20 protein-coding genes, 1 tRNA gene and 1 pseudogene are annotated in these 26,184 nt (G+C 56.7%); 15 read left to right on the forward strand and 7 right to left on the reverse strand.

Annotated features, from left to right (window positions below; translation table 11 throughout):
* Nucleotides 1–32: 32 nt before the first annotated feature.
* From AC0V6O_RS13395 to hflK, 3 genes are all read right to left on the reverse strand, one after another.
* Nucleotides 33–1,574: a Do family serine endopeptidase gene (locus AC0V6O_RS13395; RefSeq protein ID WP_486144750.1), complete on the reverse strand. Its 1,542-nt coding sequence runs from the start codon at nucleotides 1,572–1,574 to the stop codon at nucleotides 33–35.
* A gap of 206 nt (nucleotides 1,575–1,780) precedes the next feature.
* Nucleotides 1,781–2,623: a protease modulator HflC gene (gene hflC / locus AC0V6O_RS13400; protein ID WP_486144752.1), complete on the reverse strand. Its 843-nt coding sequence runs from the start codon at nucleotides 2,621–2,623 to the stop codon at nucleotides 1,781–1,783.
* A gap of 2 nt (nucleotides 2,624–2,625) precedes the next feature.
* Nucleotides 2,626–3,705 carry a protease modulator HflK gene (gene hflK / locus AC0V6O_RS13405; RefSeq protein ID WP_486145635.1) on the reverse strand — a complete coding sequence of 360 codons (1,080 nt, stop codon included), beginning with the start codon at nucleotides 3,703–3,705 and terminating at the stop codon, nucleotides 2,626–2,628.
* Nucleotides 3,706–3,883: 178 nt separating this feature from the next.
* Between hflK and AC0V6O_RS13410 the strand changes: the two genes are divergently transcribed.
* From AC0V6O_RS13410 to AC0V6O_RS13425, 4 genes and pseudogenes are all read left to right on the forward strand, one after another.
* A complete protein-coding gene (locus AC0V6O_RS13410; RefSeq protein WP_486144754.1) occupies nucleotides 3,884–4,885 on the forward strand; it encodes an Mrp/NBP35 family ATP-binding protein in 1,002 nt (333 codons plus the stop codon).
* A gap of 4 nt (nucleotides 4,886–4,889) precedes the next feature.
* Nucleotides 4,890–7,166 (forward strand): molybdopterin cofactor-binding domain-containing protein, encoded by a 2,277-nt coding sequence (locus tag AC0V6O_RS13415; RefSeq protein WP_486144756.1) that lies wholly within the window; start codon nucleotides 4,890–4,892, stop codon nucleotides 7,164–7,166.
* A gap of 34 nt (nucleotides 7,167–7,200) precedes the next feature.
* Nucleotides 7,201–8,235, forward strand: a complete 1,035-nt coding sequence (gene hemH, locus AC0V6O_RS13420; RefSeq protein ID WP_486144758.1) for a ferrochelatase — start codon at nucleotides 7,201–7,203, stop codon at nucleotides 8,233–8,235.
* Nucleotides 8,236–8,324: 89 nt separating this feature from the next.
* Nucleotides 8,325–9,739: pseudogene (locus tag AC0V6O_RS13425) on the forward strand (cytochrome P450).
* 127 nt (nucleotides 9,740–9,866) lie between these two features.
* Here the strand turns inward: AC0V6O_RS13425 and AC0V6O_RS13430 are convergent.
* Entirely contained in the window at nucleotides 9,867–10,037 is a 171-nt protein-coding gene (locus AC0V6O_RS13430) for a DUF1674 domain-containing protein (protein WP_472640602.1), read from the reverse strand.
* A 59-nt stretch (nucleotides 10,038–10,096) separates the two neighbouring features.
* On the opposite strand from AC0V6O_RS13430, the gene AC0V6O_RS13435 reads away from it, so the two are divergent.
* Nucleotides 10,097–11,347 carry an RsmB/NOP family class I SAM-dependent RNA methyltransferase gene (locus tag AC0V6O_RS13435; protein WP_486144760.1) on the forward strand — a complete coding sequence of 417 codons (1,251 nt, stop codon included), beginning with the start codon at nucleotides 10,097–10,099 and terminating at the stop codon, nucleotides 11,345–11,347.
* On the opposite strand, the gene AC0V6O_RS13440 is transcribed toward AC0V6O_RS13435, so the two are convergent.
* From AC0V6O_RS13440 to msrA, 3 genes are read right to left on the reverse strand one after another with little or no spacing between them, the layout of a single operon-like run.
* Nucleotides 11,348–11,614, reverse strand: coding sequence for a hypothetical protein (locus AC0V6O_RS13440; RefSeq protein WP_486144762.1), 267 nt, complete (start codon nucleotides 11,612–11,614; stop codon nucleotides 11,348–11,350).
* Nucleotides 11,615–11,627: 13 nt separating this feature from the next.
* Nucleotides 11,628–12,179, reverse strand: coding sequence for a hypothetical protein (locus AC0V6O_RS13445; protein ID WP_486144764.1), 552 nt, complete (start codon nucleotides 12,177–12,179; stop codon nucleotides 11,628–11,630).
* 14 nt (nucleotides 12,180–12,193) lie between these two features.
* On the reverse strand, nucleotides 12,194–12,721 hold the full coding sequence (msrA, locus tag AC0V6O_RS13450) for a peptide-methionine (S)-S-oxide reductase MsrA (RefSeq protein ID WP_472640604.1): 528 nt from the start codon (nucleotides 12,719–12,721) through the stop codon (nucleotides 12,194–12,196).
* Nucleotides 12,722–12,876: 155 nt separating this feature from the next.
* Here msrA and AC0V6O_RS13455 point away from each other — a divergent pair, with 155 nt between their 5' ends.
* From AC0V6O_RS13455 to AC0V6O_RS13500, 10 genes are all read left to right on the forward strand, one after another.
* On the forward strand, nucleotides 12,877–13,731 hold the full coding sequence (locus AC0V6O_RS13455; protein WP_472640605.1) for a class I SAM-dependent methyltransferase: 855 nt from the start codon (nucleotides 12,877–12,879) through the stop codon (nucleotides 13,729–13,731).
* 23 nt (nucleotides 13,732–13,754) lie between these two features.
* On the forward strand, nucleotides 13,755–14,609 hold the full coding sequence (locus AC0V6O_RS13460) for a class I SAM-dependent methyltransferase (RefSeq protein ID WP_486144767.1): 855 nt from the start codon (nucleotides 13,755–13,757) through the stop codon (nucleotides 14,607–14,609).
* 44 nt (nucleotides 14,610–14,653) lie between these two features.
* Nucleotides 14,654–15,532 (forward strand): N-carbamoylputrescine amidase, encoded by an 879-nt coding sequence (gene aguB, locus AC0V6O_RS13465; RefSeq protein WP_486144769.1) that lies wholly within the window; start codon nucleotides 14,654–14,656, stop codon nucleotides 15,530–15,532.
* Entirely contained in the window at nucleotides 15,507–16,037 is a 531-nt protein-coding gene (folK, locus tag AC0V6O_RS13470; RefSeq protein WP_486144771.1) for a 2-amino-4-hydroxy-6-hydroxymethyldihydropteridine diphosphokinase, read from the forward strand. Before aguB ends, folK begins: the two co-directional genes overlap by 26 nt.
* A 44-nt stretch (nucleotides 16,038–16,081) precedes the next feature.
* Nucleotides 16,082–16,157: transfer RNA gene (locus tag AC0V6O_RS13475), tRNA-Lys, on the forward strand.
* 349 nt (nucleotides 16,158–16,506) lie between these two features.
* Complete coding sequence (locus AC0V6O_RS13480; protein WP_486144773.1) at nucleotides 16,507–18,543, forward strand: ATP-dependent nuclease; 2,037 nt, start codon at nucleotides 16,507–16,509, stop codon at nucleotides 18,541–18,543.
* Nucleotides 18,512–20,272 carry a UvrD-helicase domain-containing protein gene (locus AC0V6O_RS13485; protein ID WP_472640608.1) on the forward strand — a complete coding sequence of 587 codons (1,761 nt, stop codon included), beginning with the start codon at nucleotides 18,512–18,514 and terminating at the stop codon, nucleotides 20,270–20,272. Before AC0V6O_RS13480 ends, AC0V6O_RS13485 begins: the two co-directional genes overlap by 32 nt.
* Nucleotides 20,273–20,580: 308 nt before the next feature.
* Nucleotides 20,581–22,005, forward strand: a complete 1,425-nt coding sequence (locus tag AC0V6O_RS13490) for a 3' terminal RNA ribose 2'-O-methyltransferase Hen1 (RefSeq protein ID WP_486144776.1) — start codon at nucleotides 20,581–20,583, stop codon at nucleotides 22,003–22,005.
* Nucleotides 22,002–22,814, forward strand: a complete 813-nt coding sequence (locus AC0V6O_RS13495; RefSeq protein ID WP_472640610.1) for a nucleotidyltransferase domain-containing protein — start codon at nucleotides 22,002–22,004, stop codon at nucleotides 22,812–22,814. The genes AC0V6O_RS13490 and AC0V6O_RS13495 overlap by 4 nt, the downstream gene beginning before the upstream one ends.
* Nucleotides 22,807–25,359, forward strand: coding sequence for a polynucleotide kinase-phosphatase (locus tag AC0V6O_RS13500; protein WP_486144778.1), 2,553 nt, complete (start codon nucleotides 22,807–22,809; stop codon nucleotides 25,357–25,359). The genes AC0V6O_RS13495 and AC0V6O_RS13500 overlap by 8 nt, the downstream gene beginning before the upstream one ends.
* The last annotated feature ends 825 nt before the right edge of the window (nucleotides 25,360–26,184 follow it).

The raw sequence follows: 26,184 nt of genomic DNA on the forward strand, positions 1-26,184 counted from the left end.
GCCCCTCCGTTTGATCGGTTTGAACCTTCAGATCAGCGTAGGCGGACCGGCAGGTAACGCGCTGGCTGACCTGGACGTTGCATACGCAGCAGCAGGGCATCGCGGTCATCAGCCTCTGCTTGAGTGATGATCTGACGCAGGTCATCCACGCTGGCGATGTCCTGATAATTCGCCGACAGAATGATATCTCGGCGGCGCAGGCCTTTCCGGCCGGCATCCGAGTTAGGGTCAACGGCGGTGATCGCCACCCCGGTCGTGCCTTCTTCCGCACGCAATTGACGGATGATCTCTGGTGTCAGGTCAACAACCTGAAGCCCGAGCTTCTCTTCGATGAAGCCGTCGGAATCGCCCGGTTCCATCTGAGCGTCATCATCATCTTCGCTGAACATCTGCTGTTGGCGAAGCTCAGCCTCTGTTGGGCGCTTGCCCACAGTCGCGTTAACGGTGCGGCGCTGGCCATCACGCAGCAGTTCAATTGGGATTTGTGTACCCGGCGCGATATTGGCAACGAGGAACGACAATGTCTGTTCGTTCGTGACGTCCTTGCCGTCAATCTTCAACACCACATCACCCGCTTGAATGCCAGCAACGTCCGCTGCGGCGTCATCCTGCACACTTTGGACGAATTCACCGCGATTGCGTGGAAGCCCGAGCGAGTCTGCCAAATCGTCAGTGATTGGCTGAATGCTGACGCCCAAGAAGCCGCGCTCAATCTCTTGACCACTCTTAAGCTGCTCTACGATCGGAACAGCGACCTCGGCAGGGATCGCAAAGCCGATCCCGACACTGCCGCCTGTTGGCGAGAAAATCGCATTGTTGATGCCGATCACATTGCCCTGCATGTCGAACAAGGGTCCGCCGGAATTGCCGCGGTTGATGCTGGCATCGGTCTGGATGTAGCGATCATATGCGCCGCCGCCGGTGTTGCGCAGCACCGCGGAAACTATGCCGCTAGTTACTGTTCCGCCAAGGCCGAACGGGTTGCCGATTGCAACGACCCAGTCGCCGACCCGCGCTTCGGCAGAATTGCCGAACTTCACGAATGGGAAATCATTGCCAGATTGGATCTTGAGAACCGCCAAATCTGATGCGGCATCGGCGCCGACCAGTTCAGCCTCATATTCCGTGCCATCAGGCATGGTGATGGTGATCTCTTCCAGGGTTGCCCGTTCATTGGGGGCGACCACGTGGTTGTTGGTAACCACAAAGCCATCTGCGGATATGATAAAGCCTGAACCAAGCGATTGCGCTTCACGAGTTTGCGGCTGCGCCGGACCATTGCCACCGCCGCGGCGGCGGTTGAACAGATCCGCAAAAGGTGTGCCTTGGAACGGATTGCGGCTTTGCACCTCGACCCGCTGACGGGTGGCGATGTTGACCACCGCAGGCTGCAATTGCTCGGTTAGATCAGCAAAGCTGGCCGGTGCACCCGCGCGGGGAACCACCTGACTCATCACCCGGTCATCATTTTGCGCAACTTGTGCGCCAGCAGGCTGGCCAGTTACCAGCGAAATCGTTGCGCCGCCCACAAGCAGTGCACTCGTCAGTCCATAAACATAACGCACTTTGTTCACGTCCTCTCGTTCCTCTTTACAAGTTTGCGCTTAGCACGCCTTCATGAATACGAGCGAGCCTGCTAAACAGTTACGCCCTTACAATGGCCCAAGACGCACTTAACGCAGTTTGAACGACAAATGTAGTCGGTCAGACCCGCTATACGGTTCGTCGGAAGTCGTCCGATACCCGATGCGGTGTAGCGTCAGGTGATCGGGCGAAGGTGTTATTGCCCCCGAAATTCGCGAAAATACTCATTGTCCTCCGACAGGACCATAGAGCTGTTGCCCTTGCCGTCGATAAAGGTCCGGCGATAGCTCTCCATCGCGCGGTAGAAGTTATAAAAGCCAGGATCCTTGCCATAGGCGGCCGCATAGGTGTTGGCGGCATTCGCCTCTGCCTCTGCGCGAATGATCTGCGCATTCTTGCGGCCTTGTGCACGGATTGTCGCGGCTTCTTCCTGCCGGTCCGATTGCATCCGGGTAAAGGCGGCTTGCAGAGGTGTGCCCTCTGGCAAATCGGCTGCCTTAATCCGTACATCGATAATCTGCACACCGTATTGGCGAGCCTGAGCATCGAGCTTGTCGCGGATGTTGTTCATTGCATTGCCGCGCTCTGCGGTCAGCAGGCTGGCAAAGGTCCGGCGGCCCAGTTCCTGACGCAGAACCGAAGTCAAGATTGGCGACAATTGTGAGCGTAAGCGGCTTTCATCGCCAGCGCTCTGAACCATCGTCACCGGTTGGATAATCCGGAAGCGTGCATAGGCGTTCACCTGCAGGCGTTGCTGGTCGCTGGTCAGCACTTGCTGATTGTCCATATCGAGGTCGAGCACGCGGCGCTCCACCATCTGAACCCGGTCAACGAATGGAATACGGTACCACAGGCCCGCCTTCGTATCGCCAAAGGGGACATCCGGACGGAAGATGTTCACCACTGAATGCGGTTCACCCGTGCGGATGATGACCGCTTGCTTGCTCTCTGGGACGATGAACAGGCTGGAGGCTGTTGCCACCAGCAAGACGCCGAGCGCGATGAAGGCGAAGCGATATTTTTGCCAAGTTGCATCCATGATCATTGCCCCCCTTGCGGTGCGGGTTGCGCCGGTGTTGCGGTTTGCGCGGCGGTCGCGCGGCGCTGCACTTCACTTAGCGGCAGGTAAGAGGTGACCCCATCGGCCTCGATGATGGTCTTGTCAGTGTTCGCCAGAACAGCCTCCATGGTCTCATAATACAGTCGGCGGCGGGTAACCTCTGGGGCAAGGCGATACTCGCCGTAGATCTGGTTAAATTCGGCCGCATCACCTTCTGCGCGGGCCAGCAATTGCTGGGCATAGCGGCGCGCTTGGTTGATCTCCTGCTCAGCGTTTTGCTGCGCAGCGAGCACGTCGTTAAACGCCTCGATCACCTGCTCTGGTGGATCGGCTTTGTCGATTTCGATGCCTTGTACGGCAATACCGGAGCCATAGGCATCCAGAATTGTCTGCATCCGCATTAGCACGTTCTGCTCAATATCTGCCCGGCCTTCACCAGAAATCACATTGTCGAGCGTCATCTCTGCAACAGAGGAACGCATGGCGGTTTCCGCCGCCTCTTGGACCGTCTCAATCGGTTCAGCGAGCTGGAATTCAAACAGCGTCAAATCTTTGATGTTCCAGCGAATAAGATAGCTTAGATCGACGAGGTTTTGGTCGCCGGTCAGGATCAGCTTCTTAGGCACATCGACGGAGCGAATTTCGCTGACGTCCTCGGCCTTCACCTGCTGAATCGGCCAAGGCAGGGTGAGCTCAGTACCAGGATTGAGCGTTTCAGAATATTTGCCGCCAAACCAGGTGACGACCGCTTGCTCACGGGGTTGGATGAAATGGAAGCTGGTGGAAAACAACCAGATCGCGCCAATACCAACCGCTATGATCGGCAGCCAGCTCTTGCCGCCCTGCCGCTCTGGCAGGCGGAATTTGGGTCCGCCCGGTCCGCCGCTGCCGCCGCGATTGGGGCCTTCTGGGCCGCGGTTCTTAAAGATATCTTCGATGCTGGCAGAACGCCGTTTGTCGTCTCCGCCGCCCGGCAGCCACGGGTTGCGCGGTCCGCCGCCCTTGTCACCATCACCTGTTTCGTCGCCGCCTGAACCCCAGGGGTTCTTCTTTCCAGCCATCGCCAAACCGATTGCGCCAAGGCCAGTGGCCGCTCCATCAGAGGAGCGCGAAACGAAACGTTTTTTCAAACCGTCAAAAATTCTCATATGCCTTTTATAGGGTGCACTTTTACGAAAAACAGGCCCTATGCAAAAACAAGGATTACGCGGGCGATTTTGCTGCTAGAGGCGTGTCACCATGAGCGAGCCTAAAAACGCCACCGATGATCAAGAGCGATTGCTGACTGCTATCAAAGCGGGAGCTGGAGATAGCCTGGCCGAACGGGTGACTTCCGCGCGAATGATCGCGGGCCGAGCCGTCGTGGTGGTGGAAGCGGCGGGGCTTTCTGGCAGCGAGCGCAAAGATACAGAGCAGCAAATAGACGCTGCCCTCAGCCCTCTGGATGGTGTTAGCGAAGTTCGCGTTGCCCTAATGGGAGAGCGGGTGAAGCGCCGGATCATTGCCGTTGGCTCAGGCAAAGGCGGGGTCGGCAAATCAACCCTGACAGCCAACCTTGGCATTGCACTCGCCGTTTTGGGCCACAAGGTGGGCGTGATTGATGCAGACATTTACGGTCCTTCTCAGCCCAAACTGCTCGGCACAGAAGGCAAGAAACCGGTCGCTGAGAACGAGCAATTGATCCCGCTTGAAAGCCCGCACGGGCTCAAAATGCTCTCAATGGGAAATCTCGCCAAGCCAGCTCAGGCGCTCGCATGGCGCGGCCCGATGGTCGGCAATGCGCTGACGCAATTGGTCGAAGGTGATTGGGGCGACACCGAATTGTTGCTCATCGACTTGCCGCCCGGAACCGGCGATGTGCAACTGTCTATGCTCCAAAAGCATAAGCCCGATGGTGCGGTTTTGGTTTCAACTCCTCAAGATCTTGCGTTGATTGATGCAGCGCGCGCTGGCCAGTTGTTTGAAACTGGCAAGGTTCCGATTATCGGTCTGGTTGAGAATATGGCGGGCTATGCCTGCCCACATTGCGGCGAAATGAGCGATCCGTTTGGCAAAGGTGGCTTTGAAACTTTGGCGCAGCGTCTCGACATTCCATTCTTGGGCCGTATTCCGCTCAGCATGGATGTGAGAGTGGCCGGCGATAAAGGCAGTAATCTGGTCGCGACAGACAGCGACACCGGGGCGGCCTTCCGTTTGATCGCGCAGAAGCTCGCCACCTGGCTAGAGCAAGAGGCGGGCTAGCACGATGGAGCTGACACGCCGCGGATTGCTCACCGGTGCCGCTGCAGGCGGCGGCTTGGTGGTCGCCTGGTGGCTCTATCCGCGTACCTTCCCCAGCCCGCTCATCCCGAGCGAGGGTGAGCATGTGTTCGATGCTTGGCTCAAAATCGCGGAGGATGGGGTGGTGACCGTGGCAGTGCCGCAGCTTGAAATGGGGCAAGGAATCACAACCCTTTTGCCGCAAATTGTGACTCAGGAATTGGGCGCAGACTGGCGGCAAATTGCGGTCGAACCGGCCCCGGTTAGCGGCGCCTATGCCAACATTCCGCTGGCGCGCAAATGGTCGGCGCTGTGGGATGGTTGGGGGCAAGGTCTCTCCGAGATGAGCGATGAGTTCTTAGCGGCGAAATTCGCGCGCGATGCCCGTTTTTCAGCGACAGCGGATGGCACCAGCATCGCTGCCTTCGAGGAACCATGCCGATACGCGGCGGCATCTGCGCGGGCCATGCTGGCTCAAGCCGCCGCTGATCGTTGGGATGTATCCTGGGAGCAATGCGTGGTCGAAAACGGCTTTGTTCGCTACGGGGAAGGGCGCGTTACCTTTGGAGAGCTTGCCGCCGAAGCCGCAACCAAGGAAGCACCCGATCCGCCACCCATGCTGACCACGCCCCCTGGCGAGAAGCCAGTCCCGGGCGAGGACGCCGCGCCGATGGCCTTTCCGCGCATTGATATGCCGTCCAAGGTGGACGGAACGCATCAATTTGCCGCTGACGTGCGCTTGCCCGGAATGCTCTATGCGGCGATCCGCCATGGTCCGGTCGATGGCGCCACTCTGACCGGCTTTGACAAGCGCCGCAGGCGCGGGATCATCAGCGTGATTGAGGGCAAGCGTTGGCTCGCCGCAGTCGCCAGCAATTGGTGGGCGGCGCAGCGCGGACTGGCCGCGATGAAACCGCAATTCGCAACGGAGTTTCCCGCCGATAGCGGCGCGATTGCCGCCCGGCTTCAGACAATGGTCACCGGCGGCGATTCCTTTCGCATTGCAATCGAGGGCTTTGGCGAGGAAGGTATCAGCCGGATCGATTTTGCCCGACAATATGAGGTTGAAGCCGCGATCCCCGCGCCGCTGGAGACCGCGAGCGCCACTGCCAGATATCAAGACGGCACGCTGGAGCTGTGGATGGCGACCCAGGCGCCAGAGAGCGCCCGGATTGCGGCGGCGCACGCGATCGGGATCCAGCCTGAGGATGTAGTCCTTTATCCAATGCCAGCAGGCGGCAGTTTTGATCGCCGTCTAGAAAATGATCATGCCATCGAAATTGCTCTCATCGCCCGCGAGCTCGCTGAAAGCCATGGCGCGCCCGTTCAGCTCGTATGGTCGCGGCGTGAGGAAATTGTGCAGTCGCGCCCGCGCACCCCAGCTTCAATGCTGCTCGGAACGCAGCTATCACCGGATGGATCGGGCCGCATTGATGGCTTGCGCACCCGGATCGCTTGCCCGCCGAGCAATCTGGAATTTGGCAAACGCCTGTTTGAAAACCTCACCCCATCCGCTGCCATGCGAGAGACAGCGGGCGCAAAAGACGCGCTCGCCTGCGAGGGCGCGGTTCCGGCCTATGCCATCCCCAGCGTGATCGTCGATCATGTGCCGACCGAGATTGGCCTGCCGACCGGGCGGATGCGCGGCAATGCGCATTGCTACACCGCCTTTGCGACCGAGAGCCTGATTGACGAGATCGCGGCCGAACACTCGCGCGAGCCGCTGTCCTACCGCATTGCCATGCTGGGCCAGGATGTGAGACTTGCCGCCTGTCTGCAGCGCGCGGCACAAATGGCGGAATGGGACGGCGGCGCCGATCAAAGCGGTCAGGGCCTTGCCTGCCACCGGATTGGAGATGCGACCACTGGCGCGCGGATCGCCTGCATTGCCACCGCGCGGGCGGGTGAAGGCGGCGTGCGCGTCACGCGGCTAACAGCGGCAGTTGATATCGGGCGGATTATCAACCTCGACATCGCGCGCCAGCAAATCGAGGGAGGGTTGATCTTTGGCATCGGCCTCGCTCTGGGCGCGCCGATCCGATATTCCGAAGGCGTGCCAGCGGCACTTGATATGGACGAGCTTGGCCTGCCCGCACTGGCCGATTGCCCCGAGATCGAAGTGGAATTTATCGCCAATGAAGCCGCCCCTGCTGACCCCGGAGAACTAGGAGCAGCGGTAGCCGCTCCGGCGATTGCGAATGCATTGTTTTCCGCCACGGGCTTGAGACTTCGCCGCCTGCCCCTACTTTCAGGCGGCATATGATTGCTCAGCAACGCCTTTTTCGCGCCAAACGCTCATGACTTGGCAGCCGCAGTTTCTGCCAAACGACCACCCGCCTGTCTCTAGCGGATCGGTTGGCGTCCTGATGATCAATCTGGGCACGCCAGAGGCCCCTACTCCTGGCGCCGTGAAGGCGTATCTCAAGCAATTCCTCTCAGACCGCCGGGTCATCGAGATTCCGGCCTTGCTATGGCAGCCATTGCTGCGCGGGGTCATTCTCAACACCCGGCCAAAGAAAAGCGCCAAGGCCTATTCCAAGGTTTGGACAGAGCGCGGCTCGCCGCTTGCCGATATCACCGCGCGCCAATCCGAAGCGATTGCCGGGAAAATGGGCGAGAACGTTCATGTCGAATATGCCATGCGGTATGGCTCGCCATCCATTGAAGAGCGCTTGCTCAAACTGACCGAGGCGGGCTGCGACCGGATATTGATCGCGCCGCTCTATCCGCAATATTGCGCCGCGACGACTGCCACTGTGTTTGACGAGGTCGCACGGGTGCTGGGCGAGATGCGCTGGCAACCGGCTTTGCGGTTTTTGCCGCCCTATCATGATGATCCGGCCTATCTTGACGCGCTGACGCAAGATCTGACCCGGCAGGTTGAGGCTCTGACATTCAAGCCGGAGGTGCTGCTGCTATCGTTCCATGGCATGCCTTTGCGCACTCTCGAGCTAGGCGATCCCTATCATTGCCATTGCCATAAGAGCGCGCGCCTGCTGCGCGAACGCTTAGAAGTTCTGCCGCAATTTGCTGGCGTGCGGTTTGAGACAAGCTTTCAATCCCGCTTTGGCCCGGCTCAATGGCTTGAGCCGGCGACTGACGACACGCTGACCAAAGAAGGCGAGCAGGGGACGAAGCGCATTGCCGTCGCCGCCCCAGGATTCTCGGCTGATTGTGTCGAGACGCTTGAAGAGCTCGCGCTAGAAGGGGCGGAGATATTCGAAGAAGCTGGCGGGGAAGACTACGCCGTGCTCGATTGCCTGAACACCAGCGCATCCGGCCTTACGCTGCTTGAAAGCATGGTGAAGCGCGAACTGGGCGGCTGGATTTAGCGCGCCTTCGCAGATCACGCTGGATTTGATAGCCATCGCTGCTTACAGTGAGGTAAGTTGTAAATCCGAACCTTATCAAGGACGCGCTGATGGCCACGCTCGCCGACACAAACGCCGCCGCTGAAAAAGCGCAAGAGACGCCGCCGACCCATTGGACGGAGGGCAATCCAGAGCCTGAAGATTTGGCGCATATTCCCGGCGATGCTGGGTGGCCCGTTGTGGGCAACACTTTCAAGATGCTGGCCGACCCCCACGCTTTCACCAGCAATATGGTTGAGACCCATGGCCGGGTTTATAAGAACCGCGCCTTTGGCGGCTGGAATGTCGCTTTGGTTGGCGCGGAGGCCAATGAGTTGGTCATGTTCAATAAGGAGAAAATCTTCTCCAGCGAACAGGGCTGGGGCCCGGTGCTCGATCAATTGTTCCCACGCGGATTGATGCTGCTCGATTTCGATCACCACCGGATCGATCGCCGAGCGCTGTCGATTGCGTTTAAGCCAGGCCCCATGCGTCATTATTCTGGTGCATTGAACAACGGCATGTCAGCTGAAGTCGCGAGCTGGGCAGGCAAGATGGAGTTTTATCCAGCTATCAAGAAGCTGACGCTTGATCTGGCAGCAGACAGTTTCATCGGGATTGAGTGGGGGCCAGAGGCCGATAAGATCAACGAAGCTTTCGTCGACATGGTACAGGCTTCGGTCGCACCTGTGCGATCCCCCTTCCTTTCACGAAGATGAAAAGGGGTGTTGATGGCCGCGCATTCCTGGTGGACTATTTCACCAAGGAAACACATCGCCGCCGGGCCGAGGGCGGCGGGCAGGACATGTTCAGCCAGTTCGCCACGGCGACCCGTGAAGATGGATCACTGTTGCCGGTCGATGAAGTGGTCGATCACATGAACTTCTTGATGATGGCCGCGCATGACACGATCACATCAAGCGCAACCTCGCTGGTCTATTTGCTAGCCAAGAACCCGGAATGGCAGGCAAAGCTGCGCGACGAGATCATGGCGGTTACAGGCGGGCCAGATGGCTCGGGCGAGCCGCGACCGCTTGATTACGATGATATGGGCAAGCTTGAGTTGACCGAGATGGCATTCAAGGAATCTTTGCGGATCATGCCGCCAGTTCCATCAATGCCGCGCCGCGCACTGAAGAGCTTTGAATATGACGGCTATCGCATTCCTGCGGGCACGCCGGTGGGTATCAACATCTATTGGACCCATCACAGCACGGATTATTGGGACGATCCCTACACCTTTGATCCGATGCGCTTCACACCCGATCAGGTGAAGGCACGGCACAAATACGCCTGGGTGCCGTTTGGCGGCGGCGCGCACATGTGCCTGGGTCTGCATTTTGCCTACATGCAAGTGAAAGTGCTGATCACGCAGATATTGCAGCGGTATGAGATCGTGGTTGAGGAAGGCTATGATCCTGACTGGCAAGCCTGGCCAATCCCTCAGCCAAAAGATGGCCTGAAGGTAGAATTTAAGCCTCTTTGATTTGCGTACGCCATCCGGCGTGCGATTTCCTCACTAATGCGACCATAGATCGCATCGCTCCGGGCGGGCAGTCGCCCTTGCGGTTCGCCACGGGCGAACTGTCGATCCTGACCATGAATCTGGAATGTTAAAAATCCCAGGCGATGCCTTCGCGCTCCCAATCGCCATAGCGTGTCGGCGATAATTCGCGCGGTTCGTCCTTTAGCGGATCGACCACTTTCGGCTTAGGCACCGGGTCATTGCCCCAATGCGCAGGCTTGGTGAAATTCTTCGCAGCTTCTGATTTCTGTTTTGTCATCGCATATTAGAAATGCGCGAGCTGGCGCTTAGTTTCAAGTGCGGCTATTCGCCTGATCCATGCCAAGTATTTCTGGACTTCCCGCGCGCCGCGCTGCGCTGCAAATGCTCGACGCTGTTTTGCGCCGGGGTGAGACTTTGGAGCAGGCCGAGGGCGCGGCCACTCGCAAACTGCACACTGGTGAGGACAAAGCGCTGGCCCGTGCGATTGTCAGCGAGGCTCTGCGCTGGCTTGGCGATTTTGACGCGCTGATCGACAGCGCGACCAAGAAACGATTGGCTGATGATGTAAAAGTGCGCAGCGTTTTGCGCCTGATGCTGGCTCAGGCTTTACGGCTAAACACGCCGCCCCATGCGGTGATCGCGACGGGCCTGCCGCTGCTATCTGGCGGTCCACGCCGGCTGGCGCATGGTGTCTTTTCCGCTTTGATTAAACGAGAGCTGACCCTGCCAGATGCGCCCAACCTGCCTCAGCGAGCGCAGGAGCGGTGGGGCGATAGGGCTGCACAAATTGCGCCGGGATTAGCCGATCCTCCAGAACTTGATCTGCGTTTGAAAGATCCGTCCAGCACGGCTGAACAAGCGGTGGCCATGGGCGGGGTCAGCCTCGCGCCGGGCCATATCCGCTTGCCGCGCGGAACCTCGGTCGAAAAACTGCCCGGCTTTACCGATGGCAATTGGTGGGTGCAGGATTTGGCCGCGCAATTGCCCGCGCATCTGCTCGGAGATGGCGAAGGTCGTCACGCGCTCGACCTTTGCGCTGCGCCCGGCGGCAAGACCATGCAACTGGCCGCGCAAGGCTGGAACGTAACGGCGCTCGATATCAGTAAGCGGCGACTTGGTTTGCTCAAGGAAAATTTGAAACGCACCGGGCTTAAGGCCTCCCCCGTCCGCGCCGACGCCGCCAAGTGGGAGCCAAAGCATCACTATGATGCGATCCTGCTCGATGCGCCGTGCACCGCGACCGGCACCTGCCGCCGCCACCCCGATGTGCTCCACCGTATTGGCGGCGCCCAGATTGAAGAGATGACTAGCCTTCAGATCATGCTGATCGAACGCGCTACCCAATGGCTGAAACCCGGTGGTACGTTGATTTACGCTGTGTGTTCTTTGGAGCCTGAAGAAGGCGAGGCCCAGGCGCGCCGCATCGCCGATGAGCACGGGCTGAAGCTATTGCCTGTGACCGCAGATGAACTGCCCGATGGAATGGAGCCGAGCGAAGAGGGGCACGTCCGCACGCATCCTGGCATGTTGGCCGATAAAGGCGGGGTCGATGGGTTCTTTATCGCCCGGTTCATGAAACCGGAATAATCAGACCTCAACCCATGTCATATTCAGCACCGCGCAGGACCGGCCAAGTTGGCTGACACGGAGCACAGCAGTTTGGCCTTGTTGCTGCTCAATCGTGATCGAAATCGCTGTGCCCAGCTCGATGTAACGGTGCATATCCATCTCACCATGTGCAATCAGTACAGCCGAGCCTTCGCATAGGAGGCTCACCGTCTGCCGTGCCAATTCCGCGAGATGTGGCGCGTTCACATGGTCACCTGATCCGCTGAAGAACGGATGGCCGGGCATCAGGCCATTTTCCCTAGTGACAAGCGCGGTCGCGGCAAGGCCCTCCTGCGAGATCCACCAAAGGGCCAATCAATGGCGGCTCGCGTTCCGTCAGGCCCAGTAACTCGCGCGGCGCATAGCCAAACTGCATCGAAGCAGGTGCATCTTGCATGGCCGAGGCTTTGGAGTCTTCGCGCCATTTCTCAAAGTTGCGAGTTCTGAAGACAACACCCTTGCCGCCCATGCGCGCAATTGGGCGATCCTGCGCATCAAACAACTCGGTTCTAAACGCCAGCTCGCCGTCATCCCCGCTGAGGGCAAAGAACCCGCGCGCTGCCTGACCCGCATTAAGATCGTCCAGCGTCCAATCCGTCCAGGTCAGCGCGCTCCATTTGCTGTCATCACGCGTACCCAGGGCGGCGGTGGCGCCAACACTAGTCCAGAAATTTTGAGTCTGGATTACAAGCGGATGTTGTGCGGGCAGAGCAAGCCAGGGCCATTCGGCCGTATCTTGCGAACATTCAAACGCTACCGAGCCGTCGCTCAGCACCTTGTGATTGGCAGTATATGACCGGGCAAGCTGCATAGATCAGCCGCACGTTACGCCTTCACCTTGTTTTGAAAGCTTTTGCGCAACTTCATCAGTTTCGGCGGGATTGTCGCCAGGCAATATGGGTTTCTTTGGCCCTCACCATCCCAATATTCCTGATGGTAATTCTCCGCTGAATACCATTCGCATGGCCCTTCAATCGTGGTCACAGCTTGACCAGAATTTTCCGTATTCCAGCGCCCAATCGCGGCTTCTGCTTCTTCCCGCTGAGCATCGCTGAGCGGAAAAATCGCGCTGCGGTATTGGGTGCCGACATCATTGCCCTGGCGGTTCAGCTGGGTCGGATCATGGGTACCCAAGAACACATCATAAATCTCTGGCAGGCTGATTGTCGCTGGATCGAAAGTCACGCGGATACCCTCGGCATGACCAGTCGTTCCGCTGCACACTTCTTTGTAGGTCGGGTTGGGATTATCGCCGCCAATGTAGCCGCTTTCCACCTCACTCACGCCGACCACATCGCGAAAGACTGCTTCGGTGCACCAAAAACATCCACCTGCAACAATTGCCTGTTCCATCGATCAAAACTCCTTGTTGGGTGAGGAGATAAGAACACTGAGCCGGTTTGTCATTAGCCCGTTCTGGTCACACGTCGGTCGATGGGCAACTTGTCTTCGCCCGCTCAGCGGCTATTGAAGGGCGCAATCGTTCGATCAAAATGAGGACACCTCCAATGAAGCCCCTATTTTTTGCCCCTTTTGCCGCTCTCGCTGGTCTCGCAGCGCTGTCACCAGTGACACCTGCGATGGCTGAAGATAATGTTGCTGCGCCTAGTCTTGCCGAAGTGCTGGCGCATGAGCGTCGCGATAACGACCGTGCGCGCGATCAATATCGCAACCCGGCCGAAACACTGGCGTTCTTTCAGGTTGAGCCGACCCATACAGTGGTTGAATATGGGCCTGGCGGCGGCTGGTACACCCGAGTGCTCGCCCCTTATTTGATGCCTGCTGGCAAATATATGGCGATCAACCAAGACAGCGATGGCCGCAATTACCGAACACGGGCACAAGAAGCGCGCACCAAGAGCTGGACTGAAAATTTCAAATCAGGCTTGGCTGAGGCGATGGGCATTGAGGCCGATGCTGTCACCGCGTTTGAAACAGATGAAATGCCAGAAGACGTGGCTGGCACGGTCGACCGCGTTTTGATCTTTCGTTCGATGCACGGTCTCGTCAACGGCAACCGCGCAGACGAAGTTCTTGGCGTGATTCGCACGATGTTGGAGGATGATGGAATGGTCGGCGTGGTTCAGCACCGCGCGCCTGAAGGGGCGAATTTTGACGACTATAATCCGGTTCCAGGATATATTCCGACCGAGCGCCTATTGTCGGTCTTTACGGCGGCAGGTTTCGAACTGGTCGCATCGTCTGAAATTAATGCCAACCCGCAAGATCCAGCCAATTGGGAGCGCGGCGTTTGGACGTTGCCTCCGGTCCTCGCTACTGGCGAAGATGATCCCCGCCGCAGCGAGTATCTCAGCATCGGCGAAAGCGACCGTATGACGCTGCTCTTCAAGAAAGCGAACTGAGGCTCACGCCAAGGAGAAAACCCATGATGCGATCTCTGACTTTAGCCGCCGCGAGCGCATTTGCCCTGTCGGCTTGTGCGCCTGATGCGGGTGAGAACGGCGGCGCTGAAACAGCGGCCCAGGGCAGCGCGCTGGAAACCGTGCTGACCGCTGATCTGCGCGCGGATGACAAGGCGCGCGATGCCTTTCGCAATCCCTCTGAGACGCTGGCGTTTTTTCAAGTGCAGCCTGACCACACCGTCATCGAATATGCGCCAGGCGGCGGCTGGTACACGCGTATCCTGGCACCTTTGGTGAGCGATGAGGGCAGCTATATTGCGGTTGGCTTCCCACCAGAGGCGGGCGCCAGCATTGGCGAGGAATTCGTTGCCCGCGTGCGCGAGGGCGGCGAAACTTTCGCGGCGACGCAGTCTGAGGCGCTTGGCATTCCGGCGGAGAAATTGCCGTTCTATTTCGGCAATGCGATGCCTGAGGAGCTGAATGGCACGGTCGACCGCGTGCTGATCTTTCGCATGATGCACAACCTCAAACGTTGGGGCATTGATGACAGCGAAATCACGGCTCTTAAAGCGGCTTTGAAGCCCGGCGGCATGCTGGGCGTGGTCCAGCACCGCGCCAAAGCGGATGCGAGCGATGAGTTTGCAGATGGCAATGCAGGTTACCTCAAGCAGGCGGAACTGATCGCCTATTTCGAGGGTCAAGGCTTTGAACTTGTCGATACATCTGAGATCAATGCCAACCCCAATGACACCACCGATCACCCGAACGGCGTATGGTCTTTGCCGCCCAGCTTTGCTGGCGGTGATGAGGGGCGTGAGGAGCTGACGGCGATTGGTGAGAGCGATCGCATGACGCTGTTGTTCAAGAAGGCTGAATGATCGCTAACAGCGGCGGCAGTAGCAGAACGAGGTAAATCCGCGCGATGACCCAGCTTACCGTCGCCGCCCTTCAGCTTGCCCTTGGACACAAGGACGAAGCTCAGAACATCGCTGCCGTCGGCGCTCTGGTGAAGGAAGCTGCAGCTAAGGGCGCTCAGCTAATTCTGCCGCCCGAACTCTTCTCTGGCCCCTATTTTTGCCGTGAGGAAGACGAAGCGCTGTTCGCCCTGGCACGGCCAACGGCAGAGCATCCGAGCGTCATCGCCATGCGTGAGCTAGCGGCGAGCCTCAAAGTCACGATCCCGACCAGCTTTTTTGAGCGTGACGGCCACCACTACTACAATACTCTCGCGATGATCGGCCCTGATGGCGAAATCATGGGCACATATCGCAAAAGCCACATTCCCGATGGGCCAGGCTATGAGGAAAAGTTCTATTTCCGGCCTGGCAATGATGGCTTCAAAGTATGGGACGTGCCACTGGGCGGCGGAGAAACCGCGCGCATCGGCGTAGGCATCTGTTGGGATCAATGGTATCCAGAGGCAGCCCGCGTGATGGCTCTGAAAGAGGCAGAGGTGCTGCTCTATCCCACTGCGATCGGTTCGGAGCCCTATGACGCCGAGCTCGACACCAGCCGCATGTGGCGCAGGGCGATGGTCGGCCATGCCGTCTCCAATTGCATGCCCGTGGTCGCCAGCAACCGTATCGGCGTAGAGGGCCCGGCTGAGGCCGCTCAGAATTTCTACGGCCATTCGTTCATCAGCGATGAGTGGGGCGATCTGGTGGCGGAATATGGTGCGGAGGAGAGCGGCGTTTTGATCGCAGAGCTCGATCTTGCCCGCGCTGCGAAGCACCGGGCGGGCATGGGTTTCTTTAGAGATCGCCGCCCGCAGCTTTATGGCAGAATTGCTGAAGACATTTGAGGTCGCCGGTTTGAGCGCTCACACTTACCTGATCGCGCTTGGTTCCAATATGCGCGTGCCGGGCATTGGCCAGCCGCGAGAGGTGGTGCGCACCGCATTTTCAGCGCTCGGCGATATTGGTGATATGCTCGCTGTCTCTCCGATTATAGCGAGCGCTCCGATTGGCCCGTCCCAGCACACTTATGCCAATGCGGCCGCCGTTATCGAATGCGAGCATACACCTCTTGCTCTGCTGGATACCCTGCAGCAAATCGAGCGGGAATTCGGTAGGACCCGCCGCGGGCGGCGCTGGCGTGCGCGCCCACTCGATCTCGACATCATTCTTTGGAGCGGGGGGATATGGGCCAGCGAACGGCTGTCGATCCCGCATCCACGCATGCACGAACGCCGCTTTGTGCTCGGACCCGCTGCGGCAATTGCGCCCACTTGGCGCGATCCCTTAAGCGGACTTTTTCTAAGCCAGCTCAATGCACGCTTGACCAGGCAGCGCGCTCTATCTAGGTGAGCGCTCCGGCAGCGCTGCTTGCGGCGCGATTCCATGCCATGTGTGGGTCCTTAGCTCAGTCGGTAGAGCAACTGACTTTTAATCAGTAGGTCGCTGGTTCGAACCCAGCAGGACTCACCACCTTTGCAATAACTTAGGACATTCTGAGTTTCGGTAGTGCTACTCCAGCAATCACGGAGTAAGCACGTGAGCGCTGCTGACTGAACCGAGGGTCCTTCTCAAGAACTTCCTGTCCGCATGCGGTATAGGACCCCACCCTCGGCGGCTCTGGAATTTGCTACCAATGTTGTTAACGGCAACGCATTCCTTGATCACTGCTATAATTACTTGATTGACAAATTAATCAATCGAATACTTGCTACAAAATATTATAAAGCGGTCTCAAGTTTGATGACGTGAAGTTACGATTGAGGAGGCATTCTTGCACGCTTGATGCAGGTCACGCCCCTTCATTTGACAGGGTGCAAGTATGAAAATTGACCGTATCAGAGTTAAGAACTTTCGCCTTCTGTCTGACATAGAATTGGACCTCGAGGACCAGACGACCGTAGTCGTAGGACGAAACAACAGCGGGAAGACTTCACTCTATGAGATTCTCAGGAGATTCTTAGATGATCGAGGTAAGAGTTTCGCGATCGAGGACTTCTCCACCGCATCTTATTCCGACTTTGTTAGCGCGGCTGCGGCCTATGCAGAAGGAAGGCCTGAAGAGGAAGTCAGAGAGCTTCTTCCGGCAATCGAACTAAGACTCTTTTTTAAATATGATCCAACGGTTCCAGACTATGGTGCTTTGTCTCCATTTATAGTCGACTTGGATCCTGCCGCTGATGTGGCGGTATGTGTTTTGCGATTCTCGCTCGAGGATGGGCGAATAGTGGATCTCTTCGCTGACGCTCCTGGTCAACTTGATGTTCTGGAGAACCAAAGGAAGCTCCTGCAACTGATTCGAGATCGACTAAAGGCAAATTTTGGAGTTGAAATGTGGGCTGAGGATCCGAATGATTCTACCAACCGCGGCACGATCTCCCCGTCGAACCTATCTTCGCTGCTCAACACAGGCTTTATCAACGCGCAGCGCGGACTTGACGACGAGTCTCAAGGTGAAGCTGACATCTTAGGGCGAGTCTTGGAACAACTGTTCTTGGCCGCACGAGAACCGAATGCAGATCCAAATGATCGACAACTGGCTGAGTCTCTCGAAGGAGCCATTGAAGATGTCCAAGCAACGTTAGAGGAGAACGTCAGGGGAGAACTCGACAAGCTCCTACCGCAACTAAGCACGTTTGGTTTCGGTGCTTTGAATGACACCGAGTTGCTAACAGAGATCACTCTTGAGGTGGCCCGCCTAATCTCAAACTTCACGACAGTCAGATACAAAGGCTACTCCGGAATTGCGCTCCCGGAGTCATACAACGGCCTAGGCGTGCGCAACCTGATCCTGATTCTCATGCGGATCGTTAGTTTCTTCAAACGTTACCGTTCCGCAGATGAAACTCCGGGCATGCAGGTGATCTTTATTGAGGAACCGGAAGCGCATCTTCATCCTCAAATGCAGGAAGTCTTCATTCGCCAACTGGAGGCACTGGTTACCAACCTAGTCGAAGCCGACGCGACCGCGGAGTCGTGGCCCGTACAATTCGTTGTTTCGACTCACTCGTCTCACATTGCCAATGAGGCGGGTTTTGAGTGCATTCGTTATTTCCTTTGCGCTCAATCCTCAGGCATTGACGGAATTCGGACGGCCACGGTGAAAGATCTTCGCCAAGGACTGAAAGATATCGATCCTGGGGTCAGAGATTTCCTACACAAATACATAACGCTAACTCGTTGCGATCTCTTTTTTGCCGACAAGGCAATTCTTGTCGAGGGAATGAGTGAAAGGCTTATGGTCCCGGTTATGCTTGGCAAACTCGCCCCTCTTGATGATGGCAAACCAGAAGCGACGGCTCAGTACATCACCCTTATCGAAGTTGGCGGAGCATACGCGCACCATTTCTTCGAGTTCCTTCAATTCCTCGAGCTTAAGACCTTGATCGTCACCGACGTCGATGCGGTCGGACAAGACGATGGGGCGGGACAATGGAAGGGGAAAGTGGTCTCTGAAGGGGGCAGAACGAGCAACGTCACGCTCCGCAACTGGTTCGGCGAGGACCCATGCGAGTTGGCAAGCCTCCATTCCAAGAGCGAAGTTGACAAAACTGATGGCAAGCTTCGTATTGCCTATCAAACAATCGAACATCACTCGGGTGCATGCGGGCGGACGTTTGAAGACGCGTTTGTTCTAAAGAACTACGAAAAATTTGAACTCGTTGAGGACAACGCCATCGACGCTGAAAAAGAAGCGCAACGCCTCGCCGGACAAGAGAAAAAATCCGCGTTTGCGTTACACTATGCCGTTTATGACAATGAGTGGGAGACGCCTAAGTACATTGAAGATGGTCTAGTTTGGCTGAGGACAGACGTCACGGGCGGCGATGGGGCTGCTGTTGGTGCTAGCGATGGTTGACCAGGATCTATCTCCCGCTGAAAAAGCGAGTCGAGAGGCATTGACGAAAGTGATCAATCAATTGGAGGCGCGTCACTCCTTTAGATTGGAAGCCGGAGCGGGTGCTGGAAAGACATATTCATTGGTCAGAGCATTACGTTGGCTAATAGATCAGCGCCAAGGCGAGTTTGCCAAAAAACAACAGCGTGTCGCATGTATCACCTACACGAACGCCGCAAAGGACGAGATCGAAGAACGGATCGATAATCATCCTCTAATCGAAGTCGCAACAATCCACTCATTCTGCTGGCACCTTATAAGCCCGTTCCAAAGACAACTGTTGGAAGAAGTGACTAAGCTTCAGGCCTGGGTACCGAAACTCGAGGAGGTCGGTGAGATCGACGATCGACGGATCGAATACAATCTTGGGTTTCGCTTCGTTACAGATGACGTTGTTTCGCTTCATCACGATGATGTGATCCCGCTCACTGTTGAAATGATGCAGCATGCGAAGTTTCGCACAATCATGACCGCAAAGTTCCCTGTGATCCTCATCGACGAATATCAGGACACAGACATTCAATGGGCAAACGCAATAGTCGAGCATTTCATTGAAGGGGAAACTGGGCCTCAGTTTGGTTTCTTTGGTGACCATTGGCAGAAGATCTATGGACCTGGATGCGGAAAAATTGATCACCCCAACATCGCCACCATCGGAAAAGAAGCAAATTTTCGATCCACGAGCACGATCGTTGCCAAGCTCAATCAGATGCGGCCAGAACTACCGCAATTTCCAGAGGATCCCGATAGCATTGGGTCGATCAAAGCCTTTCACACGAATGGTTGGACAGGCGAACGGAGAGGGGGGCAAGGCGGAGGACATTGGAAAGGGGATTTGCCAGCCACCGCGGCTCGAGTGGCCTACGAACTGGTTCTCGAAAATCTGACAGATCAAGGTTGGGATTTGAACGACTCGTCTTCAAGAATATTGATGCTCACCCACAAGGGACTAGCGACGGAGCAAGGCTATCTAGGAATAGCCTCCAACTTCACGTTCAACGATGACTTTCTCCTTCCCGATCAACCGCACCTCAAGTTTCTTACACGCACAATAGAACCTGCTCGAATCGCATTCTCAGAGAAAAGATATGGGGGGATGATGGACGCCCTTTCGTCCAAACTTCCAAGCATAAAGGGCGCTGGCGATAAGGTGCGCTGGTCCGAGCATATGGAGCAATTGAATGAGTTGATGACAAATGCATCGATAGGGGAGGTCTTGAGTTTCATAAATGACGCGGAAGTCATTCCACTTCCTGATGACGTGCTGAAGCTTGATCAAATGCTTTTGGAACAGGCTGAAGTTGACGATCCTGATCGGAGAATTGGCGAGCTAAAGTCCTTGAGGATGCTTCCATACTCCGAGGTGGCTGGCCTAACCCGCTATCTGTCTGGACATTCTCCTTTCGAAACTAAGCATGGCGTAAAAGGGCTTGAGTTTGACGACGTTCTGGTGGTCGTTGGCAGGGGCTGGAATAAGTACAACTTTGGGCAGATGCTAGAATGGACCCAAACGGGAGTGCCGGTTGGCAAGCAGGAGGCATATGAGCGGAACCGGAACCTATTTTATGTCTGTTGTTCCAGAGCAAAGAAGCGACTTGCACTCCTGTTTACTCAAGAGTTATCCGCTGACGCCCTCGCGACTCTCGCAAATTGGTTCGGTGATGAGAACATTGATCAACTACATCTTTGAGTCTTTCAGATAGGATGTAGTCTAGCCATTGGCCGCGCGCGCTCAAAGATGAAGCTATGCCGCTTGTCAGACTTCATCTAGACCGCAATCGGTTGACTTTCTGCATTCGCTACGCGAACAGCCCCTATGATTTTGACAAAGCCTCACAGCCCGACAAGCTTTACAATCGCGATTTACTCGCGAGAGTTGCTGTGCGCGCAATTGCCCCGCCAGAACAATTTGGGAGTGGTGGGCGAAGTCTGATCTTTTCTTGGAATTGATGAGTGATTTTCGCCCTTTCGGATACGACAATCCGGAAGGGTTTTTTATTGGGTTTTTTTGGTGACATGCTGCTGACGATTTCAACGACGCACAAACCGGCATCTGATCTGGGCTTCCTACTGATGAAGAACCCTGACAACTTGCATGAGGTTGATCTCTCTTTTGGGAAGGGAACGGTGTTCTTTCCCGAAGCATCCGACGACGCGTGCACGGTAGCCCTGTCACTCGACATTGATCCGGTGCAACTGGTTCGCGGGAAGGGGCGGCACCGCGGCGCTGAAGATCAGTATGTGAATGACCGGCCTTATGCCGCATCGTCCTTGCTTTCTGTCGCGCTTTCCCGAGCGTTTGGGACGGCGCTCAGCGGCAGATCGAAGCATAGGCAGGAACTGGCTGAGACTTCCATCCCACTCAAGGCGACGATTGCTCCGTTACCTGTGCGCGGCGACAGGCAAATTGTCGAACAGCTTTTCGAGCCACTGGGCTATTCGGTTGCGGTAGAACCGTTTGAGCTTGACCCTCAGCATCCTGAGTGGGGAACCAGTCCATATGTGAAGCTTACTATCAGCGGCAGTCATAAGATCGGTGATCTGCTCAGCCACCTCTACGTCCTTATCCCAGTCCTTGATGCCAACAAGCACTATTACATGGGCGATGACGAAGTGGAGAAGCTGCTGCGTAAGGGCGAAGGCTGGCTCGAAGGACATCCGCACAAAGATCTTATCGCACAGCGCTACCTGCGCTTTCGGTCGCTCTCGCGTGCCGCTCTCAGGCGGCTCGACGAGAGTGTTGAGCCGGAACCTGCCGAAGCAATGGCGGAGAAGGATCAAGCTGAAGACGCTATAGAGAAACCAATTCGGCTGAACGAGCAGCGTATACTTTCGATCATGGCTGAACTCGATAGGTCTGGCGCTTCGTCTGTGCTCGACCTTGGGTGCGGCGAAGGTAAGTTGCTCAAGCGGCTGGTTCAGAAGTCTCAGTTCCGCAAAATCCTGGGCTTAGAGGTCGCACCACAAGTTCTCGGCATTGCTGCGGAGAAGCTGAAGCTAGAGCGAATGGGCGATCATCAGCGCGAGCGCATTGAGCTAGTGCAAGGGTCTCTGGTTTACCGTGACGACCGCCTGAAGGGTTTTGATGCCGCGACCGTCGTCGAGGTGATTGAGCATATGGATGCCGAGAGGCTTCCCGCCTTTGCCGATGCGCTCTTCGGTTATGCAAAACCTGGCACCGTGTTGATGAGCACACCCAACAGCGAATACAATGTGCTCTTCGAGGGCATGGAACCTGGCGCGCTACGTCACCCCGACCATCGGTTTGAGTGGACGCGCTCAGAGTTTGAGGATTGGTCGAAGGCTCAGGCGGAGAAGTTCGGCTATGACGTGTCTTTCACTGCCGTCGGCGAAGTCCACGAAGACCACGGCGCGCCGACCCAGATGGCTGTCTTCCGTCGAAGTGATGGAGGCTCGAAATGATGGAGTTTCAGTCTTCGATCTCACCGGAAATCCGCTCCCAAATCATGTCTCAGCTTAGTGACGTTGAGCAGGCAGAAGGCGTGCGCATCCTTTTCGCGATCGAAAGCGGAAGCAGGGCTTGGGGTTTTCCCTCCCCGGACAGCGACTATGATGTTCGCTTCGTCTATGCGCGTCCGGCCGACTGGTATCTGTCCATTCACCCTGGGCGGGACGTCATTGAACGACCCATTGAAGACGATTGGGACGTCAACGGCTGGGATGTCCGCAAGGCGCTCGGGCTTTTGCTCAAGCCAAACCCTGTCCTGCTAGAATGGCTATCCAGTCCGGTCAGATACCTCTGGCATGACGAGTTGTGTGAGAAGCTCATCCACTTCAGCCAACAGGTTGCGCATGGGTTAGCTTGCCTGAATCACTATCGTCGTCTCGGCGAGCGGCAGTGGAACACCTACATCGATGGACGGGATGAGATCAGTCTCAAGAAGTATCTCTATGTCGTGAGGCCTGCGATGGCGATCCGCTGGACCCGGACGCACCCAGAGGTCATTCCTCCGATGAACTTTCAGGCATTGCTCGATGGCTGTGATCTGGATGAGCAAACAACGGAACGGCTGGCCAGCATTCTCGAGGCCAAAAGCAAAGCGAAAGAGCTAGGCACTGGATCGCGAGAACCACTGATCGACGCGCTTGTCCAAACCGAATTTGAGCACGCCCGGAACGCTGCATCAGACATTGAAAAGAGCAGGGTTGATTTGCGCCCGGAAGCGGATCGGCTCTTCAGAGAAATTATCAAAGACACGAACCATGACTGAGACCAAAGAGATTTCCATTCCCGAGTTCGCGCTGGTCCTGCTGATCGGTGCATCAGGCACGGGCAAGTCAACATTTGCGGCAAAGCACTTCTTACCGACCGAGGTTGTGTCTTCAGACAAAGCACGCGGCTGGGTTGGCGATGATGAGACCGATCAATCCGTAACCGGTGATGCCTTCGACATCGTCAAGGCGATCATCGAAAAGCGGCTAAAAAACCGGAAGCTGACAGTGGTCGATGCGACCAACGTCCAGCCGGCTGCGCGAAAGTCTATGGTGGCGCTTGCACGAAAGTGGCACGCTCTTCCTGTTGGAATCGTGTTCAGGCTACCAGAAAGCCTCGCGATTGAGCGCAACAAGCAACGGCCAGATCGGCAGTTTGGGCCGGGTCCTGTTAAACGGCAGATGATCGATCTCAAGCGCTCGTTCCGCAACATGAAGCGCGAGGGTATCCGCGCGACGCATGTCTTGAACTCGGTCGAAGAAATTGACGCCGTGAAGATCTCGCGCGCCAAGCTTTGGAATGACAGGCGCGAAGAGGTTGGCCCGTTCGACATCATCGGCGATGTTCATGGCTGCGCTGACGAGCTTGAGACCCTGCTGGTAAAACTGGGCTACTCAGTTTCATGGAAAGACGGCGAACCCGAGGTGCAAGCGCCTGCAGGACGCAAGGCTGTGTTCGTAGGCGACCTGGTGGATCGCGGCCCCCGCTCGCCCGACGTGCTGCGGATCGCCAAGCATATGGTCGGTAGCGACATCGCCTTGGCGGTCGTTGGCAACCACGATGATAAGCTTAAGCGCTTCCTCGATGGGCGTAAGGTCAAGCTCACCCATGGCCTTGCCGAAACGGCCGATCAGCTTGAATCCGAAAGCGATGAATTCAAACAAGGTATGCGTGAATGGCTCGATGGCCTGATCAGCCACTACGTTCTCGATAGCGGCAACCTCGTTGTCGCTCACGCTGGTCTGAAGGAAGAAATGCAGGGCCGTGCGTCGGGGGCGATCCGCAGTTTCTGCATGTATGGCGAAACAACGGGAGAGACCGATGAATATGGTCTTCCTGTGCGCTATAACTGGGCGGCTGAGTATTCAGGCAAAGCCAAAGTCGTTTACGGTCACACGCCAGTCCCTGAAGCTCATTGGACTAATGGTACGATCTGCATCGACACGGGCTGCGTTTTCGGCGGCAAGCTGACTGCGCTGCAATACCCTGAGATGGAACTTGTCGAAGTTCCGGCAGAGAAGACCTATTACGAGCCTATCAAACCGCTGGACGCAGAGGTCATTGGCAACGATCAGGATGCTGGCAAGCTCAACATCTCGCATGTTCTTGGCAAGCAGGCGATTGAGACCCGCGACATGGGCATCGTCATGGTGCGCGAAGACGAAAGCGCCGCGGCGTTGGAAGTGATGAGCCGTTTTGCGGCTGATCCGCGTTGGCTCGTCCATTTGCCTCCGACCATGTCACCGCCTGAGACCAGTGAGAAAGACGGCTGGCTTGAGCGACCCGAAGAAGCCTTTGCTTATTTCAAAGGCCAGGGTGTCGAGACCGTTGTAGCCGAGAAGAAGCATATGGGGTCGCGCGCACTCGTGACGATCGCTCGCGATGAAGAGGTGGCGGCAAAACGCTTTGACGTGACCGATGGCTCAACTGGCATTGTTGTCAGTCGCACCGGACGGCGCTTCTTCCCCAATACGCAGCACGAGAGGGCTGTAGTGGAACGCTTGCACGCAGCCATGCAGGCATGCGGGATGTGGGATGAACTCGATGCGGACTGGGCGCTCTGGGACGCGGAGATCATGCCGTGGAACCTGAAAGCGAGCGGTCTCATCAGCCAACAATACGCGCCCGTTGGGGCTGCGTCTGTCGCAGGTCTCGGCGAAACGGTGCAGCTATTCGAGGCTGCCAAAGCACGGGGCCTGCCAGTTGATGACTTGCTGGCTCAATCCGCGACCCGGCAAGCCAATGCGCACGCCTATCGCACGGCCTACAACCACTATGTCGGTGCAACAGAGAGCTTCGATGACATCGAAATCGCTCCGTTCCATCTGCTCGCGTCTGGCAATGCTGTGCACTCAGACAAGGATCATGTCTGGCACATGAGCCATGCTCATCGTCTTGCTGGGGCCGATCCAAGCCTGTTCACGGCTACGCCTTATCACGTGATCGACTTGAGCGATGAAGCTCAGGTCGAGAAGGCGATCGGTTGGTGGGAGGAGATTACCGCCAGTGGTGGCGAAGGCATGGTAGTCAAGCCGCTGCAGTTCTCAGTCCGGGGCAAGAGAGGTCTAGTCCAGCCGGCGATCAAGGTGCGGGGCAAGGAGTATCTGCGGATCATCTATGGTCCTGACTACGACATGCCGGCAAACCTTAAGCGACTTAAGCGTCGCGGGCTTGGTCAGAAACGCCGGATGGCGCTGCGTGAATTCGCACTTGGCATGGAAGGTCTCCATCGATTTGTCGAGAACGCACCGTTCAGCCACGTTCATCAATGTGCTTTTGGTGTGTTGGCTATGGAGAGCGAACCGGTTGATCCAAGGCTTTGATAAGTGGAGACCGTTACGGCCACCTAACACTTCACTCCCTGCATACCGCGTTCTTCGCGTTGTCGTTAGGCGCATTTGCTAAGCGGTTGTCACCTCAGGCAGCAAGGGTATTTCCTCTGTTGTGGCAAGTCTTCTGGGTCTGTTCCATCCACTGCACCAGATGCGACTAGGTCTCTCAAGGACGTTGAATTCGCAGCCATCCTTGCTTGGCTCATTAATGACGCATCGCCTCCGGGCGGGAACTCACCGCCATCAGTCTCAAAGGCGCAAAGCTGGCTGGCTCTAATCACGGCACCGTACCTGTTCTGCGCCTCGTACTCGATACTCACGAACAGGAGACCGGGGTCCTCGTTGGCCAACAGAGGAGGGTTTACTGTGATCTCATCAAGTTCCTGAGCCGATATAGACTCATGCTTGGTCACAACCTCGACACGATCATAGCTTGCTGGTGACCGCAGAGTTTCGTTCAAGAAATGCTCGCAGGCCTGAACTTCAGGTGCATCAAGAGCATTGGTAAATTGATTACAGCCTACGAGCAAAATCGCAGGCCCCAATAACAATGGACGCATATAATACCTCTCATGCTCAGCCCGGCTGGAGCCGGGCGGTTCAAAACGCACGAGCACGAGGCAGTACGCCTCCCTTATTCGCCGTGAGGCTATTTTATTCAGGAGCCACCCGACAGAGGCGGCTCGTGCTCAGCGCGTCATGCGCACCGCGAATGCTTTTGACGACATAACGCGGTGAACACTGTGTAACGCCTGTTTGTGAATTGAGCTAGGTGTCACGTGACACTAAAAAACAGCACTAGGAGGGAGGGACAGT

Source organism: Erythrobacter sp. JB2-19 (assembly GCF_057365005.1).